The sequence below is a fragment of the Paenarthrobacter sp. CC6 genome, assembly GCF_040560085.1.
Classification (GTDB): domain Bacteria; phylum Actinomycetota; class Actinomycetes; order Actinomycetales; family Micrococcaceae; genus Arthrobacter; species Arthrobacter nicotinovorans.
Genome location: NZ_JARDAN010000007.1, coordinates 50972 through 74118, shown reverse-complemented (window position 1 = coordinate 74118; position 23147 = coordinate 50972). Strand labels below are relative to the sequence as shown.

General features: G+C 63.4%; 19 protein-coding genes. 6 read left to right on the top strand and 13 right to left on the bottom strand.

What is annotated here, in order from left to right:
- Window positions 1–41: 41 nt before the first annotated feature.
- Entirely contained in the window at window positions 42–1577 is a 1536-nt protein-coding gene (locus PV760_RS07145) for an MFS transporter (RefSeq protein WP_354627436.1), read from the top strand.
- On the opposite strand, the gene PV760_RS07140 is transcribed toward PV760_RS07145, so the two are convergent.
- Together PV760_RS07140 and PV760_RS07135 are read right to left on the bottom strand one after the other, a co-directional pair.
- Window positions 1541–1978 carry a rhodanese-like domain-containing protein gene (locus PV760_RS07140; protein ID WP_079582086.1) on the bottom strand — a complete coding sequence of 146 codons (438 nt, stop codon included), beginning with the start codon at window positions 1976–1978 and terminating at the stop codon, window positions 1541–1543. The genes PV760_RS07145 and PV760_RS07140 overlap by 37 nt on opposite strands.
- A 43-nt stretch (window positions 1979–2021) precedes the next feature.
- Window positions 2022–3158 (bottom strand): LLM class flavin-dependent oxidoreductase, encoded by a 1137-nt coding sequence (locus PV760_RS07135; protein WP_354627435.1) that lies wholly within the window; start codon window positions 3156–3158, stop codon window positions 2022–2024.
- A 345-nt stretch (window positions 3159–3503) separates the two neighbouring features.
- On the opposite strand from PV760_RS07135, the gene PV760_RS07130 reads away from it, so the two are divergent.
- Window positions 3504–5534: a rhamnogalacturonan lyase gene (locus PV760_RS07130; protein WP_354627434.1), complete on the top strand. Its 2031-nt coding sequence runs from the start codon at window positions 3504–3506 to the stop codon at window positions 5532–5534.
- Window positions 5535–5607: 73 nt separating this feature from the next.
- Here PV760_RS07130 and PV760_RS07125 read toward each other — a convergent pair whose 3' ends face one another.
- The 4 genes from PV760_RS07125 to PV760_RS07110 all read right to left on the bottom strand — a co-directional run bounded on the left by PV760_RS07125 (window position 5608) and on the right by PV760_RS07110 (window position 9495).
- Window positions 5608–6261 carry an SRPBCC family protein gene (locus tag PV760_RS07125; protein WP_281444597.1) on the bottom strand — a complete coding sequence of 218 codons (654 nt, stop codon included), beginning with the start codon at window positions 6259–6261 and terminating at the stop codon, window positions 5608–5610.
- Between the two features lie 99 nt (window positions 6262–6360).
- Window positions 6361–7593, bottom strand: coding sequence for a metal-dependent hydrolase family protein (locus tag PV760_RS07120; RefSeq protein WP_039242906.1), 1233 nt, complete (start codon window positions 7591–7593; stop codon window positions 6361–6363).
- Window position 7594: 1 nt separating this feature from the next.
- On the bottom strand, window positions 7595–8104 hold the full coding sequence (locus PV760_RS07115) for a GAF domain-containing protein (protein ID WP_354627433.1): 510 nt from the start codon (window positions 8102–8104) through the stop codon (window positions 7595–7597).
- Window positions 8101–9495, bottom strand: a complete 1395-nt coding sequence (locus tag PV760_RS07110) for an MFS transporter (protein ID WP_039242905.1) — start codon at window positions 9493–9495, stop codon at window positions 8101–8103. Before PV760_RS07110 ends, PV760_RS07115 begins: the two co-directional genes overlap by 4 nt.
- Window positions 9496–9603: 108 nt before the next feature.
- Here PV760_RS07110 and PV760_RS07105 point away from each other — a divergent pair, with 108 nt between their 5' ends.
- Window positions 9604–10482 (top strand): MurR/RpiR family transcriptional regulator, encoded by an 879-nt coding sequence (locus PV760_RS07105; RefSeq protein WP_082924656.1) that lies wholly within the window; start codon window positions 9604–9606, stop codon window positions 10480–10482.
- Between the two features lie 50 nt (window positions 10483–10532).
- Window positions 10533–11111 carry an adenylate kinase gene (locus PV760_RS07100; protein ID WP_354627432.1) on the top strand — a complete coding sequence of 193 codons (579 nt, stop codon included), beginning with the start codon at window positions 10533–10535 and terminating at the stop codon, window positions 11109–11111.
- A gap of 136 nt (window positions 11112–11247) precedes the next feature.
- Here the strand turns inward: PV760_RS07100 and PV760_RS07095 are convergent, their stop codons facing one another.
- Genes PV760_RS07095 through PV760_RS07085 form a run of 3 tightly spaced genes read right to left on the bottom strand, consistent with a single transcriptional unit; the run spans window position 11248 to window position 13882 of the window.
- Complete coding sequence (locus PV760_RS07095) at window positions 11248–11820, bottom strand: flavin reductase family protein (RefSeq protein ID WP_354627430.1); 573 nt, start codon at window positions 11818–11820, stop codon at window positions 11248–11250.
- Window positions 11821–11822: 2 nt separating this feature from the next.
- Window positions 11823–12869: a methionine synthase gene (locus PV760_RS07090; RefSeq protein ID WP_039242902.1), complete on the bottom strand. Its 1047-nt coding sequence runs from the start codon at window positions 12867–12869 to the stop codon at window positions 11823–11825.
- A 20-nt stretch (window positions 12870–12889) separates the two neighbouring features.
- A complete protein-coding gene (locus PV760_RS07085; RefSeq protein WP_039242901.1) occupies window positions 12890–13882 on the bottom strand; it encodes a DUF1852 domain-containing protein in 993 nt (330 codons plus the stop codon).
- Between the two features lie 122 nt (window positions 13883–14004).
- Between PV760_RS07085 and PV760_RS07080 the strand changes: the two genes are divergently transcribed.
- Window positions 14005–14946 (top strand): LysR family transcriptional regulator, encoded by a 942-nt coding sequence (locus PV760_RS07080; RefSeq protein ID WP_018778818.1) that lies wholly within the window; start codon window positions 14005–14007, stop codon window positions 14944–14946.
- A 4-nt stretch (window positions 14947–14950) separates the two neighbouring features.
- Here the strand turns inward: PV760_RS07080 and PV760_RS07075 are convergent, their stop codons facing one another.
- The 4 genes from PV760_RS07075 to PV760_RS07060 form a co-directional block, all read right to left on the bottom strand.
- A complete protein-coding gene (locus tag PV760_RS07075) occupies window positions 14951–15697 on the bottom strand; it encodes a glycosyltransferase family 2 protein (RefSeq protein ID WP_354627429.1) in 747 nt (248 codons plus the stop codon).
- Complete coding sequence (locus tag PV760_RS07070; protein ID WP_354627428.1) at window positions 15694–17058, bottom strand: PIG-L family deacetylase; 1365 nt, start codon at window positions 17056–17058, stop codon at window positions 15694–15696. Before PV760_RS07070 ends, PV760_RS07075 begins: the two co-directional genes overlap by 4 nt.
- Window positions 17052–18128 (bottom strand): acyl-CoA dehydrogenase family protein, encoded by a 1077-nt coding sequence (locus tag PV760_RS07065; RefSeq protein WP_354627427.1) that lies wholly within the window; start codon window positions 18126–18128, stop codon window positions 17052–17054. The genes PV760_RS07070 and PV760_RS07065 overlap by 7 nt, the downstream gene beginning before the upstream one ends.
- Window positions 18129–18230: 102 nt before the next feature.
- A complete protein-coding gene (locus PV760_RS07060) occupies window positions 18231–20348 on the bottom strand; it encodes an FG-GAP-like repeat-containing protein (protein WP_354627426.1) in 2118 nt (705 codons plus the stop codon).
- Window positions 20349–20646: 298 nt separating this feature from the next.
- Between PV760_RS07060 and PV760_RS07055 the strand changes: the two genes are divergently transcribed.
- Window positions 20647–22932, top strand: coding sequence for a SulP family inorganic anion transporter (locus PV760_RS07055; RefSeq protein WP_354627425.1), 2286 nt, complete (start codon window positions 20647–20649; stop codon window positions 22930–22932).
- The last annotated feature ends 215 nt before the right edge of the window (window positions 22933–23147 follow it).

Below are 23147 nucleotides of genomic sequence, written 5' to 3'. Positions count from 1 at the left end.
TTTCGGGCCGACTTGAGGCAAAGAGGGGCGGGAAGGAACGCATGACCGGCCACGGAAATCACGCTAAACGTGCCGCTCTATGGCTTTGCCTGGGCGCCGGATTCATCACGCTGTTGGACCAGTCAATGTTCGTGCTTGCGGTTCCCGCGATGTCCGTTTCCCTGCATGCCGACTCAGGCTCGGTGCAATGGATCCTTGCCAGTTACTCCTTGGCGTTCGGCGTCGCGTTGGTTCCCGCGGGCAGGCTCGGAGACATCGTGGGACGGCGCACGCTCTTTATCGCGGGTATTGCAGTCTTCGGAGCGTCGAGCTTGTTGGGTGGGCTGGCCTCGGACCCATCTTTGGTCATCATCGCGCGGCTCCTCCAAGGTCTCGGCGCAGGCACCCTGAATCCGCAAGTGCTTGGCCTCCTGCAGGACATCTACTCGGGACATGACCGCGCGAAAGCGCTGGGTGCCTACGCTGCCGCCGGGGGTTCCGCCGCGGTCTGTGGCCCGCTGATCGGCGGACTTGTCTTGTCCGTGGGCGACCCCGCGATCGGATGGCGGATCCTGTTCCTCGCGAATGTTCCCTTGGTACTGGTCCTGGTGCCGCTTGCGTTCAGGCTCCTGCCACATTCGGCCAGACGGCCCGAAACCGCGAAGCCCTCCATCGACGTCCTGGGCGCCCTGTTGCTCGGCGGAGTGGTGATCGCTTCCCTCATCCCGACGATTTACGGTGCGGGCATTATTGCCGTGACGTCGCTGGCAATCGGGGCCGGCGCGCTGCTGGCTTTCGCCGGCTGGGAGATTCTCTACCACCGGCGCGGCCGAACCCCGTTGCTCAGTGCCTCGTTGGTGAAATCCAGGGGCTACACCTTGGGCACGGTGGTGGCGCTCTGCCAGTTCGGCGTCGGCGCCGGAATGGCCGCGGTGACCGCCTTCTACTTCCTCTCCGGGACGGGGATGGCGCCGTTGGCAGCTGCAGCCATTCTCGCGCCGCAAGCAGCCGGGATGTTGTTGGCGTCAAGCTTCAGTTGGCGCTTCGTAGCCCGGTACGGGCGCGCCGGAATCGTCTACGCACTGGTAGGCAGCCTGGCTTGCCTGATTGCCAAGGACCTTTTCGTGCAAATGCTCGACGGCGGGACAGCGGCTCTCGCGGTAGCCGCCGTCGGGCTTGCCCAAGGTGTGGCCACCGGGCTGGTGGTTGCTCCGAACCAGACACTCACGCTTGCGCATGCACCTGCCGGCACGGCCGGAGTGGCGGCAGGTTTCTACCAACTCAGCCAACGATTCGCGGCGGCACTGTGCTCAGCCGCCGCCGCGGGAATGTTCCTGCAAGCCCAGGGAGCGGCCACCGGCCAGGCTTCCAAGGATGCTTTCCACCAAGGCATCGTGATGTGCTGTGTCCTGCTGGGTGTCGCCTTGCTCGCCGGCGGACTCGACTGGTTCCGCGAGGCGCGGGACCGCAGAAACGCACGTGCCGCCGTCGTGACTTCCGGGAAGGAAACCGCGACGGCGGCGGTAGCACTTACGTCGGAACGTCCGACGGCGGCCGGTGCTCAGCGTTCGGAAGCCACCGAATCAGTGGACGCCTGAGCTACGGGAGCCGGCGGGGCCGTCGGCCCGGTGGTGGGGACACCGGCGTCGCGCAGGGCCGGGAAGCCGCCGTCCACATGGACGGCGTTGGCGTAGCCGAGTACTTTGAGCTTTTGTGCGACGGGTCGTGAGCCGTTCACCGAGCCGCAGAAAACCACGATTTTCTGGTCAGTGCCGCTGACCTGGGCGAGGCGGTGTGCGGATTCGGGGCTGAAGTCTTCCTCCACGTGCTCGCGGTTCACCACTAGGGCGCCGGGGACTGCGCCGGTGCTGGCGCGGCCTCCTTCGCTGCGGACATCAATCAGCAGCGCGCCTTCTTCGATGAGTTTGGCGGCGGCGTCGGCGGTGATCAGTTGGGTGTCTTCTTGTACTGAGTCCTGAACTGTGGTTTCGGTGGACATGGTGCTCCTTTTTGTAGGTGGTGGTGGTTGGAAAATCGGAAGGTCAGAGGCCCCAGGCTTCGGCCAGCAACTGGTAGGAGTTCTGCCGGTCGACAGGGTCATGGGCGATGGTGGTGATGAGCAGTTCCTGGGCGCCGGTGACGCGCTGCAACGTGCGCAGCTTGGCGCTGACTTGGTGGGGGTCGCCCACCAGCCTCGTGTCCACGCGGTCTTTGATCAGCTCCTCGGCTTCCGCGTCCAAAGGAAGATCCAGGGCATCGTCCGGCGAGGGGTAGGGGATGGCGCCCTGGCCGCTGCGAATGCCGTGTACCCACTGGGCATAGCCGCGTGCGAGGCGCTGTGCTTGGCGTTCGTCCGGGGCCACCAGCACGTCCGCCGAGACGATCACCTGCGGTTCCTGCAAGGAAGCAGACGGTTCAAAGTGGGCCCGGTATTCGGCAATGGAGTCCAGCACGCCGGCTGGTGCTACGTGGTAGTTCGCGCCGAAGGGAAGTCCCAACTTGCCTGCCAAACGCGCGCTGGGACCCGCTGTTGAACCGTGGATCCAGAATTGGGGCGCCTGCCCGAGAGCCGGCGTCGCGGTGACTTCCTCGCCATGCTTGGTCCTGTACTCCCCGGTGAAGAAACCGATGATGTCCTGGACGTCGTTCTCGAAGTTGTCCGTGTCTCCAGGGAAGCGGCCCAGCAGTTCACCTTGCAAGCGGAATTTCCTGGGAAGGACGGCGCCGAAGATGGGGCGCGGCGAAGGAATCAGCAAACCGTCAACCACGCGATCGCCGGGTGTGTCCGTAGGGGGAACTACTCCAGGAGCCGGTTCGCTGGGCGACTTCGGCGGGCCGGAGCGACCAAAGCCAAGGTCCACACGGTCCGGGAACACGGCGGCGAGCGTGCCGATGCTCTCCGCAATCTGGAGCGGCCTGTAATTCCCCAACAGGGTGGCCGCCGTGCCGACACGGATGGTCGTGGTGGCCGACGCAACCAAACCGGCCAGGATATGCGGGGCAGAACCGGCAACGCCTGTGTTGAGGTGATGTTCTGCGAGCCAGTAGCGCGAGTAGCCGGAAGCTTCGGCGGAGGCGGCAAGCGCGATGGTGCTGCGCAGCGCCTCGCCCGGTGTCTGCCCGGCAGAAACCGGGCTCAGGTCGAGGACGGACAAGGGAGTGACTGAAGGCTTCGGCATGGCACGACACTACGGAGCGCAGTGCCCCGGCCAAAGCCGATCCGTCACCCCGCTCAACCGGGCTAAATCCGGCGAAATCCGACGAAACGGACCGTCACGGAGGGCTCACAGATGCACATGGAGCAACGGACAAATTCGAACATTTCGCACCGAAGCCGCACAGTCATTTCCTGTCAAACCCTTGACCGGATGGTTGAGGCGCTGGTAAACCTTGTTGGCGGAAAGCGTTTTCTCGCATCGATCACTTCACTCGCTCATATGCGGAGAGATTGCTTGGCGACGAGTGAAACGTTCCAAAAAAGTGCGTGCAGACCCCCTGCCGCCCAGCATCAAAGGAGATGTTCTTTGGCTCACACCTCGAAATGTTCCTACCCCACCGCCCGTCGTCATGCGCGGAGGGCAGTTCCACTGGCGGCCTCTGCCTCCCTGGCTGCCGCCGCCATCGCGCTGACAGGCGTCCCGCTTGCCCAAGCAGCTCCCGCCCAACTCCCGCAGTCAGCGCAAACCGGACTTCCCGCCGTCGTGCCTGCCGCCAAGGACCCCGCTTCGCTGAAGCGCCAAGTGGAAAACCTGGACCGCGCACCCGTAGCCGTCCTGACGGATCAGGGCGTCACGGTGAGCTGGCGTATGCTCGGCCTGGACAAAGAAAGTGTCGGCTTCCAGGTTCTGCGCGACGGCGTCAACATCACCCCCGAACCCCTGCGCAACGCCACGATGTTCGTTGACCCGGACGGGACGGCGCAGTCCAGCTACGTGATCAAGACCGTCGGCAACGGCCAAGGCCGGGACAAGCTGACCGAGGCGGTCACGCCCCTGGCGCAGAACTACCTGGCCATCAAGCTGGACAAGCCGGCCGACGGCGTGACGCCCGACGGCAAGCCCTACACCTACTCGGCCAACGACGCCACCGTGGCAGACCTCGACGGCGACGGCAAGTATGAGGTTATCCAGACGTGGGCGCCATCCAACGCGAAGGACAACTCGCAATCCGGTTACACGGGCAACGTCTACGTGGATGCCTACAAACTGGACGGAACCAAGCTGTGGCGCATCGACCTGGGGCGCAACATCCGCGCCGGCGCACACTACACGCAGGTCCTCGCGTACGACTTCGACGGCGACGGCAAGGCCGAGGTCTCGTTCAAGACGGCGGACGGCACGACGGACGCGGCGGGAACGGTGATCGGCAACGCCAACGCCGATTACCGCAACAGTGCCGGCTACGTCTTGTCCGGTCCCGAGTTCCTCACGGTCTTCAAGGGCGAGACTGGAACGATCATGGACACCGTCGCTTACGAGCCGGCCCGGGGCCCGGTGGCAGGATGGGGCGACAATTACGGCAACCGCGTTGACCGCTTCCTCGCAGCCGTGGCATATCTCGACGGCGAACACCCCTCGCTGATGTTCAGCCGCGGCTACTACACCCGCACAGTGCTGGTGACCTACGACCTCGTCAACGGAAAACTCGTGAAACGCTGGACCTTCGATTCCAACCAGGCCGGGGACGAGTACAAGGGGCAAGGCAACCACAACCTCTCCGTCGCCGACGTGGACCAGGACGGCAAGGATGAGTTCGTCTTCGGCTCAATGACCATCGATGACAACGGCCAGCCGCTGTACAACACCAAGCTCGGTCATGGCGATGCGATCCACACCGGCGACCTCGACCCGTCCAGGCCGGGGCTGGAGACATTTGCCGTCCACGAAAGCATGGGCCAAAGCGGCAACTGTGGAGCGACCTTCCGGGATGCTGCTACGGGTGAAATTCTCTGGAGCATCCCTGCCGTCAAGGACACCGGCCGTGGTGCAGCGGGTGACATCGATCCCCGCTATGAAGGGGCCGAGGGCTGGGCCGTGGGTGGTTCCGCCGCCTGGGACTCGCCGGTGGGCCAGCTGAGGTCGGCCAAGGGTGAGCTGATCTCCGAGAACATTCCCGCCGCCAACTTCCTGGCTTGGTGGGACGGGGACCTGCTCCGCGAGATCGTTGACCACGACTACGATGCAACGGTCTCCCGCGGCGTTCCCACCATCTCCAAGTGGAACTGGGAAACCGAAACCAGCGACCGCCTCCTGACGGCGGACGGTGCCCGCAGCAACAACACCACCAAGGGCAACCCGTCCATTCAGGCCGACATCCTGGGTGACTGGCGCGAGGAGATCGCCTGGCCGTCCACGGACAGCACCGAACTCAGGATCTACACCACCACGGCTCCCACCGAGGTTCGCCTGCGCACGCTGATGCACGACACCGTCTACCGCACGGCTGTTGCACGTGAGAATGTGGCGTACAACCAGCCGCCCCACCCGGGCTTCTTCATCGGTGAGGGGATGCAGGCCCCGGCGGCGCCCGCCGTCGTCTACACCGGCACCAAGTAGAACAACGCGGGGTTACTTATGGCCTTCGGGATACCCCCTATGGGCCGTAAGTAACCCCGCTTGCTTTCTCCGGTCAGTGCTGGCCGAGGGTGCCACCCAGTGGGGGGATGGCTCCGGGGTCGTCCCCGTCCCTGCGTTCGGCCTTGCTTCGGGTATCGCTTTCGGCGGTGCCATCCGAGTCTCCATCGACGTCCGCCAACCCGTTGGTCTGGTCGAACGGGTGGTTGATGGGGTCGATAACCGGTGTGGTATTTGTGGTGTCGGTTCCTGTGGTGTTTGTGGTGTCGGTTCCCGCGGTGCCGGTCTCCGGTGCCTGCTTTTCGATGTACTCCTTGAACTTCTTCAAGTCTGACTCAGCCTGCCTCTCAACAATGTGCAACTTGTCCCCCAGGAATTCCAGGACGCCGTGGGGTTCGTATTCCAACGACAAGTGCAGGGAAGTCTGGCTGGGGCCGGCTTCCTTGAACTCCACCCACCCTGCGTTCTTGACACCCTCGACGGCGGCCCACGCCACGGCACGGTCCACGTCCTGCTGGACGATCCTGGCTTCCCACGTGCGGTGGACGCCTGCGATCTCGGCGACCCATTCAAGGCGGTCGTCGCCGAGCCGCGTCACTCGCTCCACTCCGCCCATGAAGTGCGGGAATTCCTCGAACTGTGTCCATTGCCTGTAGGCCGTACTGATCGGAACGTTGACCATGATTGTCTTGTTCACTTTCGTGGTCACTTTGTCCTCCTCCTGCTCGATTCGGTATTGATCAGCATGCTTACATTATCGGGCTTTTCGGAGGGGAAGAACAGGCCTGATAGCCCTCGGGAGCAGGCGCTAGGAGATCACCCGGCCGTTCTGGACCAGGTATTCGAGGTGCTCCGAAATATCGGCAAGCACGGAGATATCGGCCACCGGATCCGCGTCCAGGACCAGCATGTCCGCGTCGGCGCCCGGCGCCACCACGCCAAGTTCACCTGCGCGCTCAAGCAGCAGCGCCGCCGTCGTGGTGGCTGAGCGGATGGCGTCGATGGCGGGCTGGACCTTGCCCAACAGCCTGAACTGTTCGTTCTGGTGGCGGTGCATGCCGCCCAGAAGATCGGATCCGAAGGCCATCTTGACGCCTGCCTGGTGGGCCCGCGAGATGGCTTCGAGTCCGCTGGTGAGCACAGAGTCCACCTTGGCCCACATCTCCTCGGTGAGGCCGAATTCCTTGCCTTCTTCCTTCAACGCCCAGTAGGTCACCAGCGTGGGAACCAGGAAGGCATCCTTCTCGAGAAAGAGCCGCAGGCTTTCGTCGTCCAGGAGGTTGCCGTGTTCGATCGAACGCACGCCGGCTTCCAGCGCGCGGTTGATGGCCCGGGCAGTGTAGGCGTGGGCTGCGACGTAGCGGTTGGCAGCCTCGGCCTCTTCCACTGCTGCCCGCATTTCCTCCATGGAATACTGCGTCGAGTCGATGCGGTCAGTGGGGGAGGAGACGCCGCCGGACGCCATGATCTTGATGTGGTGGGCGCCCTTGCGGATTTCGTCGCGGGCAGCGGCCCTGACAGCGTCCACGCCATCAGCCACCCGGCCGATGCCACAGCAGCCGCGGCCATTGGGATCATGATCTTCGCCGGGGAGCCGCATATCGCCGTGACCGCCGGTCTGGCTCAGCGCGTGGCCGCAGAAGTGGATTTTCGGGCCTTCCAGCAGCCCCTCCTCCTGCGCCATGGCCAGCCCGAAGTCGGCGCCCGAGAGGTCACGGACAGTAGTAAAGCCGCGGCGCAGCATCTCTCCCATGATCCGGGCCGTCTGCGCATAGACGTACGACGCCGGCGTGTAGGTCAGGGAACGGAAGTCGGCGCTTGACGCCACGACGTGGACGTGGGCGTCGATGAGGCCCGGGATGACGAACTTCCCTGTGCCGTCGATGACCCGGGCGTTCGAAGGCGCCTCGGCGTTCGGTCCTACGCTGCTGATCTTTCCATCAACGCTCACGACGTCGGCAGTCGAGTAGGTGCCGGCGTCCACGTCCAGGACGCTGGCGTTGCGGATGACGAGGGCCGTGGTTTCAAGGGTGGTGCTCATGCTAAACGGTGTCCTTCCCGGGGACTTCGGGGTCTTCAGGTACTTCAGTGGGATGGGCTTCAAAGGCTTGGACCAGCGCGGGCAGGTTCGCGTTGATGACTTCGACGGCGGCGTCCACACTTTGCTGCGTGTACTTGCCTTCCGCATCAAGGAGCGCCAGGACGCCCACCACGTTGTTGCCAGGATCGAGGACCGGCACGTTGATCACGGCTCCGCAGCCGAGCTGCTGGATAAGTCCGGAGTCTGAAAAGACTTCGCGGAGTGCTGCCAGGTCAGGGGCAAGGAACGGCTTCTTTTCTTCGATGACGGTTCCCAGCCAGCCGGGGGAGATCTCGACGGTCTTCTCTCCGCCCACCGGGTATTCCGCGGGATGGCTGGTGAACAGCCGCTTCAGGCCGGAACGTTGCGGGATCCACTGCAATGCAGTGAACAGGATGACTCCCGGATCCTTCTGCAGGGAGGTGAAGGCCTCTTGGAACGTGGTGTCAGTCTTCATGGTGTTTCCGCTCATTTGCTCGCTGTTCCTGCCGCTGCCGGGTCATGTTCGGCGCGGGCGTTGATGTCTTCCAGCGACTTGCCCGCAGTGGAGGCGCCGAAGATCACGACGCCCAGGACGCCGATTGTCAGCACCACGGTGGTCATGGTGAACACTCCGCCGAAACCGAGGGAAGCCGCGAAGATTCCGATGATGGACGGGGCCAGGATGCTGCCGACGCGGCCCACAGCACTGGCAAGGCCAACGCCGGTGGCGCGCATCCAGGTGGGGAAGAGCTCCGGCGTGTAGGCGTAAACACCTGCGTAGGTGCCGTTCAGGAAGAAGGACAACGTTGCTGCGGCCACCAGGATCATGCCGGAATCGTTGGACTGGCTCAGCCAGAAGGCGCTGATGGCCGATCCCGCCAGGTAGAGGGCGATGGTGTTTTTGCGGTCGATCCGGTCACACAACCAGGCCGCCGAGAAGTAGCCGGGGATCTGTGCCAGGTAAATGAGGATGGAGAATTCGAAGCTCTTGGTGACCGTGATGCCACGGCCGACCAGCAACGTGGGAATCCAGGAGAAGAAGCCGTAGTAGGAGAACGTGATGACGAACCAGATCAACCAGATCACCGCGGTCCGGCGGCGCATTGCCTTGGACCACATGAATTTCAGGGCATTCCAGACGCTGATCTTTTGCTCGTGCTTGGTGATCTCTTCTTCCGCGGATGGCAAGGGCGCCAAGGGCTTCCCGGTGGCTTTCACTACGCTCTGTTCAAAGCGATCCACTACTGCGGCTGCCTCTGCGATGCGCCCGCGGCTGATGAGGAAGCGCGGGGATTCGGGCAGGCTGCGACGCCACCAGAGCAGGAGGAGGATGGGAACGGCAGTGATGACCTGCGCCCAGCGCCAGCCATCCTCGCCCATGGGAACCACGAACCGGCCGATCAGTGCGGCAGCCACGAAGCCGAAGGAGAAGAAGCCGGCCAGGGTTCCAATGAACCAGCCGCGGCGCTTGGGAGGGATGAACTCGGAGAGGAAGGGGGCGATGATCACGCTTTCAGCACCGGCCCCCAATCCTGCAAAGATCCGTGCAATCAGGAAGATTTCGAAGTTGGGGGCCATGGCCGCGACGATCGACATGAGGCAGTAGAAGGCAAGAGCCCACAACATGACCTTCTTGCGGCCGAAGCGGTCACCCATCCAACCGGCCAGGATTGCGCCGAAGAAGAAGCCGAACGGGGCCGCGGAGCCAACCAATCCGAGGCTGGCGGTGCTGAGGCCCCATAGTTCCTGGATGCGCGGGAGCAGGAAGGCGACTACTGCACCGTCCATGCCGTCGAACGAGTAGCCGAGGCCTCCGATAAGGAGAAGCTTGTAGTGTGGTCGACTGAGAGCCAGACGATCCAAGCGTGCTGTGAGAGACATGGTGATTCCTGCCAAAGTGGGCCAAGTTGTACATTTTTAGGAATATGCACGGATCTGTGCAGAAGCGATGTATCGAAGTTACGGCCAAAGTGTGAGGTAGGTCAATAGGTGGAAGAAGATTTCGACTCGTCAACGTTGACCGAGTGGCTGGACAGCCGTGTCCAAGGGCGGAAGCTCGCGGCACGCCAATTGCAAGTCATTGGCATCCTCCGATCCCAGCCACGGCTTGCGTCCTACGGTTCTGTCAGCGACATCGCCGGGGCTGCCGCCTCGAATGCCTCCACGGTGACAAGAACCGCGCAAACACTGGGATTCAAGGGGTGGGCAGACTTCCAATTTGAGCTGCGTTCACGCTTTCTGGCGTCCCTTAGCGCAGTGGAAGTTGCCGCCGAACACAACGGCCACATCAACAGCCCGGCACAGGCTGCAGTGTCCACGGATCGCGCCAACCTGGCCCATTTTGAGCGAACCCTGGATGCCAACACCCTTCATGACATTGCGCAGGCGATTGCCGGTGCACGGCAGACTTTCATCGTTGCAGCAGGCAGTTACGCCATCCCGGGCAAGGCGCTGGAACACAACGCGATCATCGCCGGCTACAACGTCCGGCTCCTCGATGCCGACGTCGCTGCCCTGACCAACGCCATTGCACGGCTTGGTGCAGAAGACCTCGTCATCGCGATCAGCCTTTGGAGGGTCTATGACAGCACCATGCGGGCTGTCGAGATCGCGCACAACCTGGGCACCCCCATCGCCTCCATCACGGACAGCGCAGGATCGCCGGTGGCAGTGCATGCTGACCATCGGATCGTGGTGCCTACGGAAGGCGCGGGATTCTTCCCATCCCTGACAGGTGCCGTATCCGCGGTCCAGGCGATCGCCGTCGAACTCGCTTCCCTGGACCGTGAGCGGTCCAACCAGAACATCGCTGCATCGGAGCGTACCTGGGACCAGATGCGGATCATGCACCCGCGCTCCAGCTCCTAGCGAGAGAGTAGTCTTGTAACCCCGGCCGCCTCTCGAAACGGACCAGTGTCATGGCGCGACTGATCATCATGGGCCCTCCAGGTTCCGGCAAAGGCACGCAGGCTGAGCACCTTGCGCGGCATTTCGGGATTCCCGCCATCTCCACGGGGGATCTGTTCCGCGCCCACGTCCGGGACAAAACCGAACTCGGGCTGGAAGCCAGAGCTTTCATGGACAAGGGCGAGTTTGTGCCGGACCACGTCACCACGGACATGCTCAAGCAGCGCATGGAGGAACCCGATGCTGCCGACGGCTTCCTGCTGGATGGCTACCCCCGGACTGTCATTCAGATCGGGGCCCTGGACGAGATGCTTGCAGCACGTGGCCAGCCCTTGGAAGTTGTCCTGGCGCTCACGGCCCCGGACGGCGAGCTGCTGGCCCGGATGCTCCGCCGGGCCCAAGAGCAGGGTCGGAGCGATGATACCGAAGACGTGATCCAACGTCGGTTGGAGCTGTACCGCGAAGAGACCCAGCCGGTTTTGACGGCGTACACCAAGCGCGGGATTCTGTTGACCGTGGAGGGAACCGGTGACCGGGAAAGCATTACGCGGGCCGCAATTGCCGCCGTCGAAGGGGCGCTGGCGGCTTAGCCCCAGGGGACCGCTTCGCGCGCAGTTCGACGACGGCGACCGCACCGCCGTCGACTTTAACGAGGACGACGGCGGGAGTTATGCTCCCGCCGTCGTCCGCCGTTCGGCCTGCTGCATTGCATTGTTGGCGCGGCGCTCAGCCTTCATGCTTGGAATGCTCGCCCAGGCGGTGCCATGAACGGTTGTGGTAGACCAGGGCGTCGCCGGATTCGCCCGCTTGGACGTCACGCATCACGCGGGACTCCAGGGCGTGAACGGCGATGATGCTGGAGGTCCCCACCTCCATGCGATTGATGACGGCGCAACGCACCCAGGCGCGGACATCGTCATACACCGCTTCTCCGGTTGCCAGGGTCGACCAGCGGTGCGTCTGGTCAAAGCGGTCGGCGCCGGGGGTGGCTCCAAACTTCGCCAAGTCGATGTCGTGCGCGTCCAGCAGGTGCACGACGACGGTTTCGGCGCGTGAAAGGACCTCAGAGGCAGAGGACAATGCCGAGACCGAGAAAATCAGCAACGGAGGTTCCGCACTCACTGACACGACCGACGACACCGTCAGCGCCACGGGTCCTTCGCCGGCATCCGCCGTGATGACGGCGACACCTCCCGGGTGGCCACGGAACAGTGCTTTGAATTCGTCGGCCGAGAGGGAGGACGGGAAGCTTTGCTGCGGAGCCCCGACCCACGTGTCCGGCGGGTAGGCGTGAAACATGGTTATGACACCTGGGCGGCGGAGCGGGCGAGTTCCTCGCGGATGATGTTCGTCCCTGCGCTGAGAGCGCTCAGCTTGGCCAGTGCGACGTCCCGGGGGAACGGCGCCATGCCGCAGTTGGAGCTGGGGATGAGCTTGTCCGCATCGACGAACTGCAGGGCCTTGCGGAGGGTGTCGGCGACCTCCTCCGGGGTCTCGATGGTCTCATTTGCGACGTCGATTGCCCCGAGCATGACTTTCTTGCCGCGGAGGAGCTCGATGAGGTCCATGGGCACGTGGGAGTTCTGGCACTCCAGCGAGATGATGTCGATGCTGGAACTCTGCAGCAGCGGGAACGATTCCTCGTACTGCCGCCACTGTGAGCCGAGCGTCGCCTTCCAGTCAGTATTCGCCTTGATCCCGTAGCCGTAGCAGATATGCACGGCGGTCTCCGCGCGCAGTCCCTCTGCCGCTCTCTCCAGGGCAGCCACGCCCCAGTCCTTGACCTCATCGAGGAAGACATTGAACGCGGGCTCGTCGAACTGGATGATGTCCACTCCGGCCGCCTCCAGTTCTTTCGCCTCCTCGTTCAGGATCGCGGCGAACTCCCAGGCCAGCTTCTCGCGGCTCTTGTAGTGGTCATCGTAGAGCGTGTCCACCATCGTCATTGGACCGGGAAGAGTCCATTTGATCGGCCGGTCGGTGGTTGCGCGGAGGAACTTTGCGTCTTCGACGAATACCGGCCGTTCACGGCGCACCGGTCCGACGACGGTCGGCACGCTCGCGTCGTAGCGGTCGCGGATGCGCACGGTCTTGCGCTGTTCGAAGTCGACCCCGCTGAGATGCTCGATGAAGGTAGTGACGAAGTGCTGGCGGGTTTGCTCGCCGTCGCTGACGATGTCGATGCCGCGCCGGGTCTGTTCCTGGATGGCGATGCGCAGGGCATCCTGCTTGCCTTCGAGCAGCGCATCTCCCTCCAGTTTCCACGGCGACCAGAGAGTCTCCGGCTGTGCGAGCCACGATGGTTTCGGCAGGCTTCCGACAACGGTGGTGGGCAAAAGTGTGTTCATGATTGACGTTTCTCCGGGGGTCAGTTGACGAGAGCGGGGTATTTGGCGGTCCACCGGTCCAACAGGTCCTTGTGGGGAGTGATGAAGTGCTCCTCCGTGTATTTCGCCTGCTTGACCGCGAGCTGACTGCGCTCGACGCGGTCGTAAGCGATCCGGGTCCGCGAGTAATCCTGTTCTCCCAGGCTCGGCTGGTAGATGGCGGCGGCGGCGGAGTTCGCGTTGTAGACCTCCGGGCGGTAGATCTTCTGGAACGTCTCCATGGTGCTGATCGTGCCGATGAGCTGCAGGTTGGAGTAGTCGTTGAGCAGGTCGCCGCGGAAATAGAAGGCGAGCGGCGCGACGCTGCCGGGCGGCATGAAGTAGCGGACCTGCAGCCCCATCTTTCCGAAGTACAGGTCGGTCAGCGAGAAGTCGTCCTGCTGGTACTCGACGCCCAGGACAGGGTGATGGTTTCCGGTGCGCCGGTATGTCTTGCTCGTGGAGACGCTGATGCAGACCACCGGCGGCTGCGGGAAGCGTTCCTGGCATTCCGGGGAATCGAGGAAGTGCTGGAACAGTTTGCCGTGAAGATCGCCGAAGTCCTCGGGAACGGTGGGCTTGCCTGAGTCGCCTGCTGCTGCCGGCAGTACGACGCTGAAGTCGAAGTCGCGGACGTAGGAGGAGAAGTTGTTTCCCACGATCCCTTGGTGACGGACCCCGTTCAGCTGGTCGACGATCTGGATGTCGAGAACCTCGAACAGGGGGAACTGCTGGTCCGTGGCTTCCGTGGGGAGCTGTATCTGTACGGAAACGATCTCAAGTTCGAGCGTGTAGCGGTCCCGGTGCGGGTTGTCCCAGGCTGCGAGATCGTTGAAGCGTCGCCGCATCATCGTCAAGGCGTTGCGGAGGTTCTCCTGGCGGTGCTCGCCCCGTGCCAGGTTGGCGAAATTCGTCGTGATCCGGGAGCCTTCCGACGGCGAGTAGTCCTCGTCGAAGCGGGTGGTGGTGATGCTGAAGCTGAAGTCGTCTGCCATGCGTTGCCAATCCGTGGTGATGGGCCGGAGACGGCCTTTCAGAAGGGGATGTATCCATGGTGCAACCTTCCTGGGGATATCGGGTAACTAGGCATTTCTATGCATTCATATAGAATTTCCCTATGCCCCAGATTTCGAGTGGTCTGACCCTGCAGCAGCTCCGTTACTTCATAGAGGTTGCAGCTGAGGGGTCGATCTCCGCGGCTGCAGACCTTCTCTACGTTGCGCAGCCGACAATGTCTGCCGCGATGAAGGATCTTGAGGCCCGGGTGGGCCGTGCGCTCCTGCTCCGTTCCGCCCGCGGGGTCACCCTCACCGCCGACGGGGTGGAGTTCCTCGGCTATGCGAGGCAGGTCGTCGAGCAGTTTGCTCTCCTTGAGCAGCGCTACCTCGGCAGCCCACCGACGCGACGTTTGCTCGGGGTGTCAACGCAGCACTACTCGTTCGCGGTTGACGCCTTCGTCCGGATGGTCAAGGCCACTGACGTGGCCGAATACGAATTCTCGCTGCGCGAGTCCCGCACCTGGGACATCATCGAGGATGTCCGGACGCTCCGCAGCGAGATAGGCATCCTTTACCGGAACGATTTCAACCGGAAGATCATCGACAAGCTGATCCGGGATTCCGGGCTCGCGTTCACTCCGCTTTTCCTTGCCGATCCGCACATTTTCATTTCACGGCACAACCCGCTCGCCTCAAAAGAGCGCGCGACCCTCGACGATCTCGCCGGCATGCCGCGGCTTACCTTCGACCAAGGTGCGAATAACTCCTTCTACTTCGCCGAGGAGATTCTCTCCACCTTGTCCAGCAAGCAGGAGATCCGGGTCTCTGACCGTGCCACGATCTTCAACCTCATGATCGGTCTCCACGGCTACACAATCTCGACGGGTATCATCAGCGGCCGCCTCGACCCGGAGATCGTCGCCATTCCGCTCGACGTTGACGAACGCATCGAGATCGGCTGGATCGGCCACGCAGCGATTCCGCTCACTGACCAAGCGCAGCGCTACCTCAAGGAATTGCGGGCCGTCGTCGCTGAGTTCGGCGTAGCGCTGATCGACTGACGGCTTAGCCCGTTACCGCCGGAAGTTCCGCTCCCAGGGCCCGGAGGTAGGCAGCGAATCCCTCCGGTGCGCGGGCGTGGGTCCGCCCGGAAGTCAGGACGCGGATGCCGTCCGTAGCGACCACCTGGAATCCCCGGCTGCGGAGGCGTTCCACCAGGACCCTGTCCTCGTGCGCCCGAAGCATCGGAAAGCCGCCCACGGCAAGATATGCAGAGCCGCGGACACCAAAGTTCGCGCCATAAATATGCTGGTGGTTCTCGCGGAACGGGTGGAGTTCCAGCCAGCGCCGCAGCACTGCGGGGTCAACATCGTCGGGGTCGGGCTCCACGGAACCCAGGATGGCATCCGCCCCGTTGTCAGCGAGCTCCACCTGACGTACAAGCCAGTTCTCCGGCACCGCGGAATCGGCATCGGTGTTGGCGAGCCAGAGGTCCCCGGCGTTGATGGGGTGGCACGCGGCCAGCGCGCTGCGGAAGCCAAAACCGCGACTGGCGCCCGTGCTCCGCAACGCCACTTCAATCAGGGAAAAGCGGGCATCACCGGCTACGTACGCGGCCGTGATCTCCGCTGAACGGTCGGTGCAACTGTCCAGGACCACCGTCATGCAGAGCCGGATGTCCGGGCGTGCCTTGTTGAGCGCGTCGGCGGCTGCCCGAAGCGCTGACAGCGCTTTGCCGATGTGCTGGTCCTCGTTGTGGGCGGGCACCACCACTGCCACATCCCGTATGCCCTGGGGTGCCGGATCTGTCATGTCGCTCCGCCCGGGGCGATGAGGATCTCGAGCATGAAGTCTTTCTCACGGTAAAGCCCATGCGTAGGCCACTCCAGCTGGGTGCGGGCCATCGCATGGACGGCTTCCGCATCAAGTTGCCAGCCGGCAATCGGGTGCCGCCAGTGGCACAGGAGCAGGGTGCCGCCGGGGCGGGTAGAGGCATGGATCCTGGCCAGGAGTTCGGTGAGCTCCTCCGGGGAAAGGTAGTAGCCGGTCTCGGACAACACCACCAGATCGAACGTGCCTTCGGGCCATTCATGCGGCATGGTGAGGTGCCGGGCTTCCGCCGACGGAAACCCGGAAAGCCGCTTACTGGCCTCCTCGAGCGCCGTGCTGCTGGCATCCACTCCGAGGAACGTTCCGCAGCGCTTGGCGAGCTCTTCGCTCAGCGTGCCGATGGAACAGCCCAGTTCCAGTCCTGCTTCGTAGGATTCCCGGGGGAGTGCAGCCAGGGTCAGGGCCCGCTTGCGGCGTTCGTACCAGCTGGTGGTGTAGCTCCAGGGATCCTCTTCGCGGGAGTGGACTTCGTCGAAGATCCGCTCGGCATCCTTGGCGCTGTTGTTTCCAGCCGTTGACGGGTGCCAGGCGAAGGTTTCCCAAGGCCTCTGGAAGTGTTCCAGGAACGTTCCGGAGAGCAGTGTCTCGTCGCCCGGCTGCCCGGAGAGGGGTTCCGTTTGCGAGGCGTGGGCCCGCATCGCGGCAGCTTTGGCTTCCTGCTCCGATGCTTCGAGCGGGACCCGCACCCACGTCCGCCAGGTTTCGTGGTCCGGCCCTGCCCACAGCCAGTACCAGATGGGGTATTCCAACAAACCGTGGCCACCGTTTTCGGCGAGCTGCGCGGCCGTGGCGCCCAGGACGTCGTGGTCGGTGTGCCCGTCGGAACGGAACGGGGCAACGATCGTCACGTTTTCCGGCGGACGCCCTGATGATGCCACGGCCTCCCGCGCAGCGTCCGCGATCCGGTCTGCGTTGGCTGCCAGTCTGCCGTCGGGCAGTTCCAGGAACTGCCAGCTCGCGCCGGGAGCCAGCCCGGACACAGCCGCGTCGAACTCAGTGAGCCTGACAGCGGCAAGCTGTTCCGGCGTCGTCGTTGGCGATTCCGGGTGGGAGGCTTCACCGGCGGTGCAGAGCAGGACCTTGATGTCTGCGCCTGCTGCGTGAAGTTTTGCGAGGAATCCGCCGGCGCCCAGGGATTCGTCATCCGGGTGCGCAGCGAGCACCACGAAGGTCGTGCCCGCGAGTTCGTCCTTGTCCAGGGGGAGTTCGGGCAAGGCGGCCAGGCCGCTGGCCAGCCAGTCAGACTCCGCCGTGCCGGTATCTGCATGCGTGAACGTCACCAACTGCGATCCCCTTTCAACGCCAGGGCGCCCAACTGGGCATCGTCCCGCATGGCGTGGTGCTGCCTGATGTACAGGGACAGGTCCGCCATGCGCTTTGCATATGCTTCGTCGAATGCCAGCGGGGCGGGGCCGAGGTTCTGCGTCACCAGGGTTTGGATGCGCTCGACGGCGGCGGCTACCGTTCCGCGGACACGCAAGGCATCGCTCCAGGGGCTTTGACCTTCGGAATCCGCGTCCTCCAGCTCGCCGGCGTCGATGCGTTCCGCGGTCTGGGCGAGGTAGCCGGTAACCGTGCTGATGGTGCGGTCGATTTCACCCAAGGTGGCCAGTGCGATCTGGTCGGGTTCACGGCCATTGCCGGAAGCCTTGCTCAGCGCGGTGGCGTAGTCCCGGGCCACGGCCACCGCCCCGCCCAGCCAGCATGCAGCGACTCCCATTCCGCCCCACGCGAATCCGGGCCGGGAGAAGTACCAGCCCTCCCCGCCGACCGGTGTGGCCGGGACGTTGGCGAAGTGGACCGTGCCGCTCGGGATTTCCTGCAGTCCGCGTGTCGTCCATACCGGGGTTTCCGCGCTCACCCCGGGGTCCTTCAGGTTAACCGCGAAGGCGGCCCTGCCGCCGTCGTCGGGAAGATGCGCGGTGATCACCGCGCCGTCCAGCTGTTGGGCCAGGGAGCACCACGGCTTGGATCCGTGCAGGACGTAGCTGCCGTTCGCGGTGCGTTTGGCTTCGAGCTTCATGCCGGGTCCCTCCGCCGCGAACACTCCCCAGGCGCCTGCCGTGGTGGTTTCGCTTCCGGCCTGGGCGAGGATCGCGAGGGCGTCCAAGTGGGGCTCCAGCACTCGCCCGGCAGCGACATCCACGGCCGTCACTGAAGCCAGGAGTTCCCAGAGCTTTGCTGTGCTGCCCTCCCCGGGCATGGGGGCCGTCTGGCCGATTTCCTGGGCAATGGCGAGCAGGGCCGGGACGTCGCCCACGGCAGCCTTGATTTTTTCCAGGGCCGGCTCCAGGGCTTGGAGCTGTACTGGTACGGAGCTGATGCGTACGGGCTGGGGGTCGGGTGCGCTCATGGACCCAGCCTATTCTAAGGACCCTTAGTTTAGCTGCGGGCGGAAAAGGAACGACGGCGGGAGAGGCTCCCGCCGTCGTTCGCATTGCTTTGTTTTCGGGTGCTAGATGATCAGGTTCATGGCGTTCCAGCCGGATCCGACCAGGCCGCGGGGGAGCCAGCCTCCTTGGCCGTTGCTGGGGTAGAGCCACAAGGCACCGCCTGCGTCGCGGGCCAGGAGATCCACGTTGCCGTCGCCGTTGAAGTCGCCGGGGCCGACGATCGCGGTCATGGCGTTCCAGCCGTAGCCGACCGTGTCGGGGCCCATATATCCCGTTTTGTAACCGGAATACAGGCGTAGAGTTCCCGCTGCATCGGTGGCCAACATGTCCACCATTCCGTTTTTGTCAAAGTCTCCCGGGCTGACCATCGATGTCAGGACGTGCCACCCTGTTCCAAGAAATGATGACATGATCAGTCCTCCACTCCCGAGGCCGAAATAATGCAACAGTCGCCCTTCTGGGTTGCGGGCTACGACGTCTGCGGTGCCGTTCATGTCGAGGTCCCCCGCGGCGACAATCATGCTGAAGTCACTCCAACCCTGCCCCACTTGGACTCGAGCGAACCAGCCGCCTCGGCCGTTGCCCGGATAGAGCCAGAGTGCGCCGCTGCCATCACGTGCCAGTAGGTCGGCATTGCCGTCTCCATTGAAGTCCCCGGGGGCCACGATGGACGTCATCACGTTCCAGCCTTGCCCAACCTGAATCCGCGGAAACCAGCCACCGTTCCCCTGGCCGGGGTAGAGCCACAGATTTCCATTTCCATCGCGGGAAAGAACATCGGGCTTCAGGTCGCCGTTAAAGTCGTGCCCGACCTTTGCGGTTTTGATCGTGATGCTTATTTGTGGGCTGACACCATCCGGACCATAACCATTGCTGGCAGCGATGCGGAAGGTGTACGTTCCCGGGGTGCTGGGAACGCCCGACAATCCTCCGGCTGATTGCAGTGTCAGCCCCGGCGGCAGTGCTCCGCTGGCAACCCTGAACTGGGGCACGAACGAGCCGCTCGCCGTGAAGAGGTGTTGGTAGAGGACTCCGACAGTGCCTGCGGTGGGAGGGATCGGGGACGTGAAAACCGGTGCAACGTTTTTGCCGTCAATAATCCGGATTTCGGCGGCACCTGCGTCGAGGACGTAGATCTTGTTCGTGGCTTGGTTCACCTCCAGGCCCGCCGGGTTGTTGAAACCTTGGACGTCACCCAGGAGTTTCGCCTGTGAATCATAAACCGTCACCCGGTAACCGTAAAAGTCGGATGCATAGACTTTGTTAGTGGTTTCATTGACTGTAATGCTGTGATAAAAGGTTTGGGTGGTCGGCGTGTTAGTTACTTTCAGCGTGGTCCCGTCGATTGCCGTCAGGTACTGCTCACCCTCATCTGATGCATAGACCATGTTGGTTCTGCGATTAATCGCCATGACGCTGGGGCGGGCGCCTGTTTCGGTTCCTACGATCGTCACGCTGTTTGCTCGTCCACTGAGGACCGCAATTGCCTTTGTGGACGGGCAAGCGAAAAAGGCCTGCTGCGTGATGTCGTTCACTACCGCAGACTGTGCCACACAACCGACTTCGACAGTGCTGAAGGCGTGGTCGGCGCCGTCGAAGACCCCAATCTGTTTGCTGGACCAGTCCGTTATAAAGACCCTGTTTGTTGACTCATCGACAACCATCGATTCTGGAATCAGGGGGGCGGGCAGATAGCTTCCCGTCCGAGTGGCTCCGTCAATAACAGAGATTCCGCCGGTCCGGTGGCTAACGAAGATTGTGTTGGTCTTCTTGTTGACAGCAATGGCCGACGCGAGCGAGGTGATGGGGATCGTAGTTGTCGATTCGGACGAGCCGTCGATAACCGTAATCAGGTTGTTGCCGTCATGAGCGACGTATACCTGGTTAGTCACTTCATTGAGAGCAATTTCTTTGGGATATGCAGCAACGGCAATTGATTTGGACGTCATGGTATATCCGTCAATAATCATCACTGATTTACCAAAGTAATTGGCGACGTAGACTTTGTTGGTCGTGGAGTTCAATGCTTCGTCCGCAGGGCGGCTGCCTGCGAATTTTTGATCCGTGAGCATGTCTGCCTGGGCTGGCTCGGCTGCGACGCCCACGAGGACCGTCGCCATCGTGATCAAGGCTAGGAATCCGGCAGCAAGACGCCTCCCGGTGCCCCCAGCAAAAGTCATCAATGTACCCTGAGCAGCCAATGCTCAACCCCCCCAAAAATCCGGTGCGCGACTATCGCTTCAACCAGCGAAGCTTACAGCCAACTATCAGGAAAATGTGATCGGGGACGCATTGTTTCTCGCGGGCGCTCAAGGGCCAGTTGCCTCCAACGAGCCCACACCGTGCAAAAGTTCCCCCGAGTCCCCGCATGACGCCATATCTTCACAACTTTTGTCATGCGTGTCACATGTACTTGTCACTGACAGTGACAGATTCCGTAGCTTGGAAGGGTCAGCACATTCCGAGCCAGGAGAACCAATGCCTCAGCCCAACGAATCCGCCACCGTCCCCACCGACTCCCACAGCCCGCCGGGACCGGGAACAAAGAAGCCAAGTTTCCTCAGCAACCTCGGTGCAGATCTCCCTGCCTCACTCGTGGTCTTCCTCGTAGCCCTTCCGCTTTCCCTTGGAATCGCCGCAGCCTCCGGTGCTCCGATCATGGCCGGGCTCATTGCCGCAGCCGTTGGCGGGATCGTCGCGGGCAGCCTTGGCGGCTCCCCGCTGCAGGTGAGCGGCCCCGCCGCGGGACTGACCGTCGTCGTCGCCGGTCTGGTCGCCGAATTCGGCTGGGAGGTGACGTGCGCGATCACCGCTGCAGCCGGCGTCGTACAGCTGCTCATGGGCGTCAGCCGCATAGGCCGGGCCGCACTGGCAGTGTCGCCAGTGGTGGTCAAGGCGATGCTCGCGGGCATCGGAATCACGATCATCCTGCAGCAGCTCCATGTCCTCCTCGGCGGGCAGGCTGCGGGCTCCGCCGTCGAAAACCTCACCGCACTGCCAGCCGCAGTCACCAACGTTGAGTTGCACTCGGCACTGCTGGGACTGGCCGTCGTCGCGATTCTGCTGACGTGGAAGTTCCTCCCCGCTGCGGTGCGTAAAGTGCCGGGACCCCTGGCCGCCGTCGTTGCCGTCACCGCGCTGTCCGTAGCGGTGGCGCCGGGCGTGGAGCGGATCAGCTTCACGGGTTCGATTTTCGACGCCGTCGCACTCCCCAGCCTGCCCGACGGCAACTGGCGCGCCGCCGCCATGGCCGTCATCACGGTGGCCCTGATTGCCAGCATCGAATCGCTGCTGTCCGCCGTCGCTGTGGACAAGATGCACGGCGGAATCCGGACCAACCTCAACCGCGAACTCGTCGGTCAAGGCTCGGCGAACATGGTCTCCGGCATGCTCGGTGGATTGCCGGTCACCGGGGTCATCGTCCGCAGCGCCACCAATGTCGAAGCCGGCGCGAAAAGCCGGACGTCCGCCATCCTGCATGGCGTTTGGGTCCTGGTCTTCTCGGCCTTGTTCGCCGGCCTCATCCAGCTGATCCCGCTTTCTGTCCTTGCCGGTCTGCTGTTGGTGATCGGCGCGAAGCTCGTCAAAGTGGCCGACATCCGCACCAGCCTTCGCACGGGCGACCTCCTGGTCTATGCCGTCACGCTGGTGTGCGTCGTCGCGCTGAACCTCCTGGAGGGCGTCATCATAGGTCTGGCACTCGCCGCCCTGTGCGTGCTGTGGCGGGTCCTTCGTGCCCAGATCCAGGCGCACGCCCCGGCAGGAACCGGGCTGCCCTGGCGCGTAACGATCGCCGGCTCGTGCAGCTTCTTCGCGCTGCCCCGGCTCAACGGCGTCCTGCACTCCGTGCCCGAAGGCCAGGACGCCGTAGTGGAACTCAACGCCGACTACCTGGATCATGCCTTCCGCGAAGCACTGGTGGCGTGGGAGAAACAGCAGAGGAACGGCGGAGCAGCCGTGGTGGTGGAGGAGCACGGCACTACCGCATTCAGCGATGCCGAGGACAACTCGCCGCAGCGCCAGGAACCGCGCGAATTTCCGCTGCCGCCGCGTACGTCATGGCAGCCGGTCGATGCCGCCGGCCAAAGGAACGACGACGGCGACCCCCACCCGCCGCTGCGCTCCATCCTCCTGGGCATCGACAAATACCACCGCCGCCACGCAGACAAAGTCCGGCCCCTGGTCCAGGACCTCACCGAAGGCCAGAACCCCGACACCCTGTTCGTGGCCTGCGTTGATTCGCGGGTGAATCCGAACCTGATCACCAGCAGTGGTCCCGGTGATCTCCTCACCCTGAGGAACATCGGCAACGTGGTGTGCAGCGACGATCATGACGCGTCGATTGACTCCACGCTGGCTTTTGCAGTGAAGGCCTTGTCCGTGGACTCGATCGTTGTCTGCGGCCACTCCAACTGCGGAGCCATGAAAGCCGTGATCGCCGATGCGGAAGGATCAGCCGCGGGCCTGGGACGTGGGTTCGATGCCTGGCTTGAACATGCCCGCCCCAGCTACCAGGCACTCCTGGCGGGACATCCCGTGGCCCGCGCCGCTGAAGCAGAAGGTTTCGGCCGCTTGGATCAACTCAGCATGGTGAACGTGGCAATGCAGTTGGGCAAGCTGGCCGAGCATCCCGTCACCGGTCCGGCGTTGGCCTCCGGCACAGTGCAGGCGACCGGTCTGTTCTACGACATCTGCACGGCGAGGGTGGTCCTGGTAACCCCGGAGGGTATCGAGCAGTTGGATCCGAGCATGGCCGTCCGCTAAGCCTTGGCGGTGCACCGCCACCACCTACTTTCGATCCCATACTGCCCCGACACTCCGTACCCGCGGCGTGTCGGGGCAGTTTCACGTTCAGCGTGGGTGGTGGAGGTACAGCCTGTCGGTTTCGACGACGGCGCGCCGGGTACGGATTAAGCACTGCAAGGTGGGGAATACTGGACGGAGAACCACGAATTCCGGCAGACGAGGGCTGCCGTTCG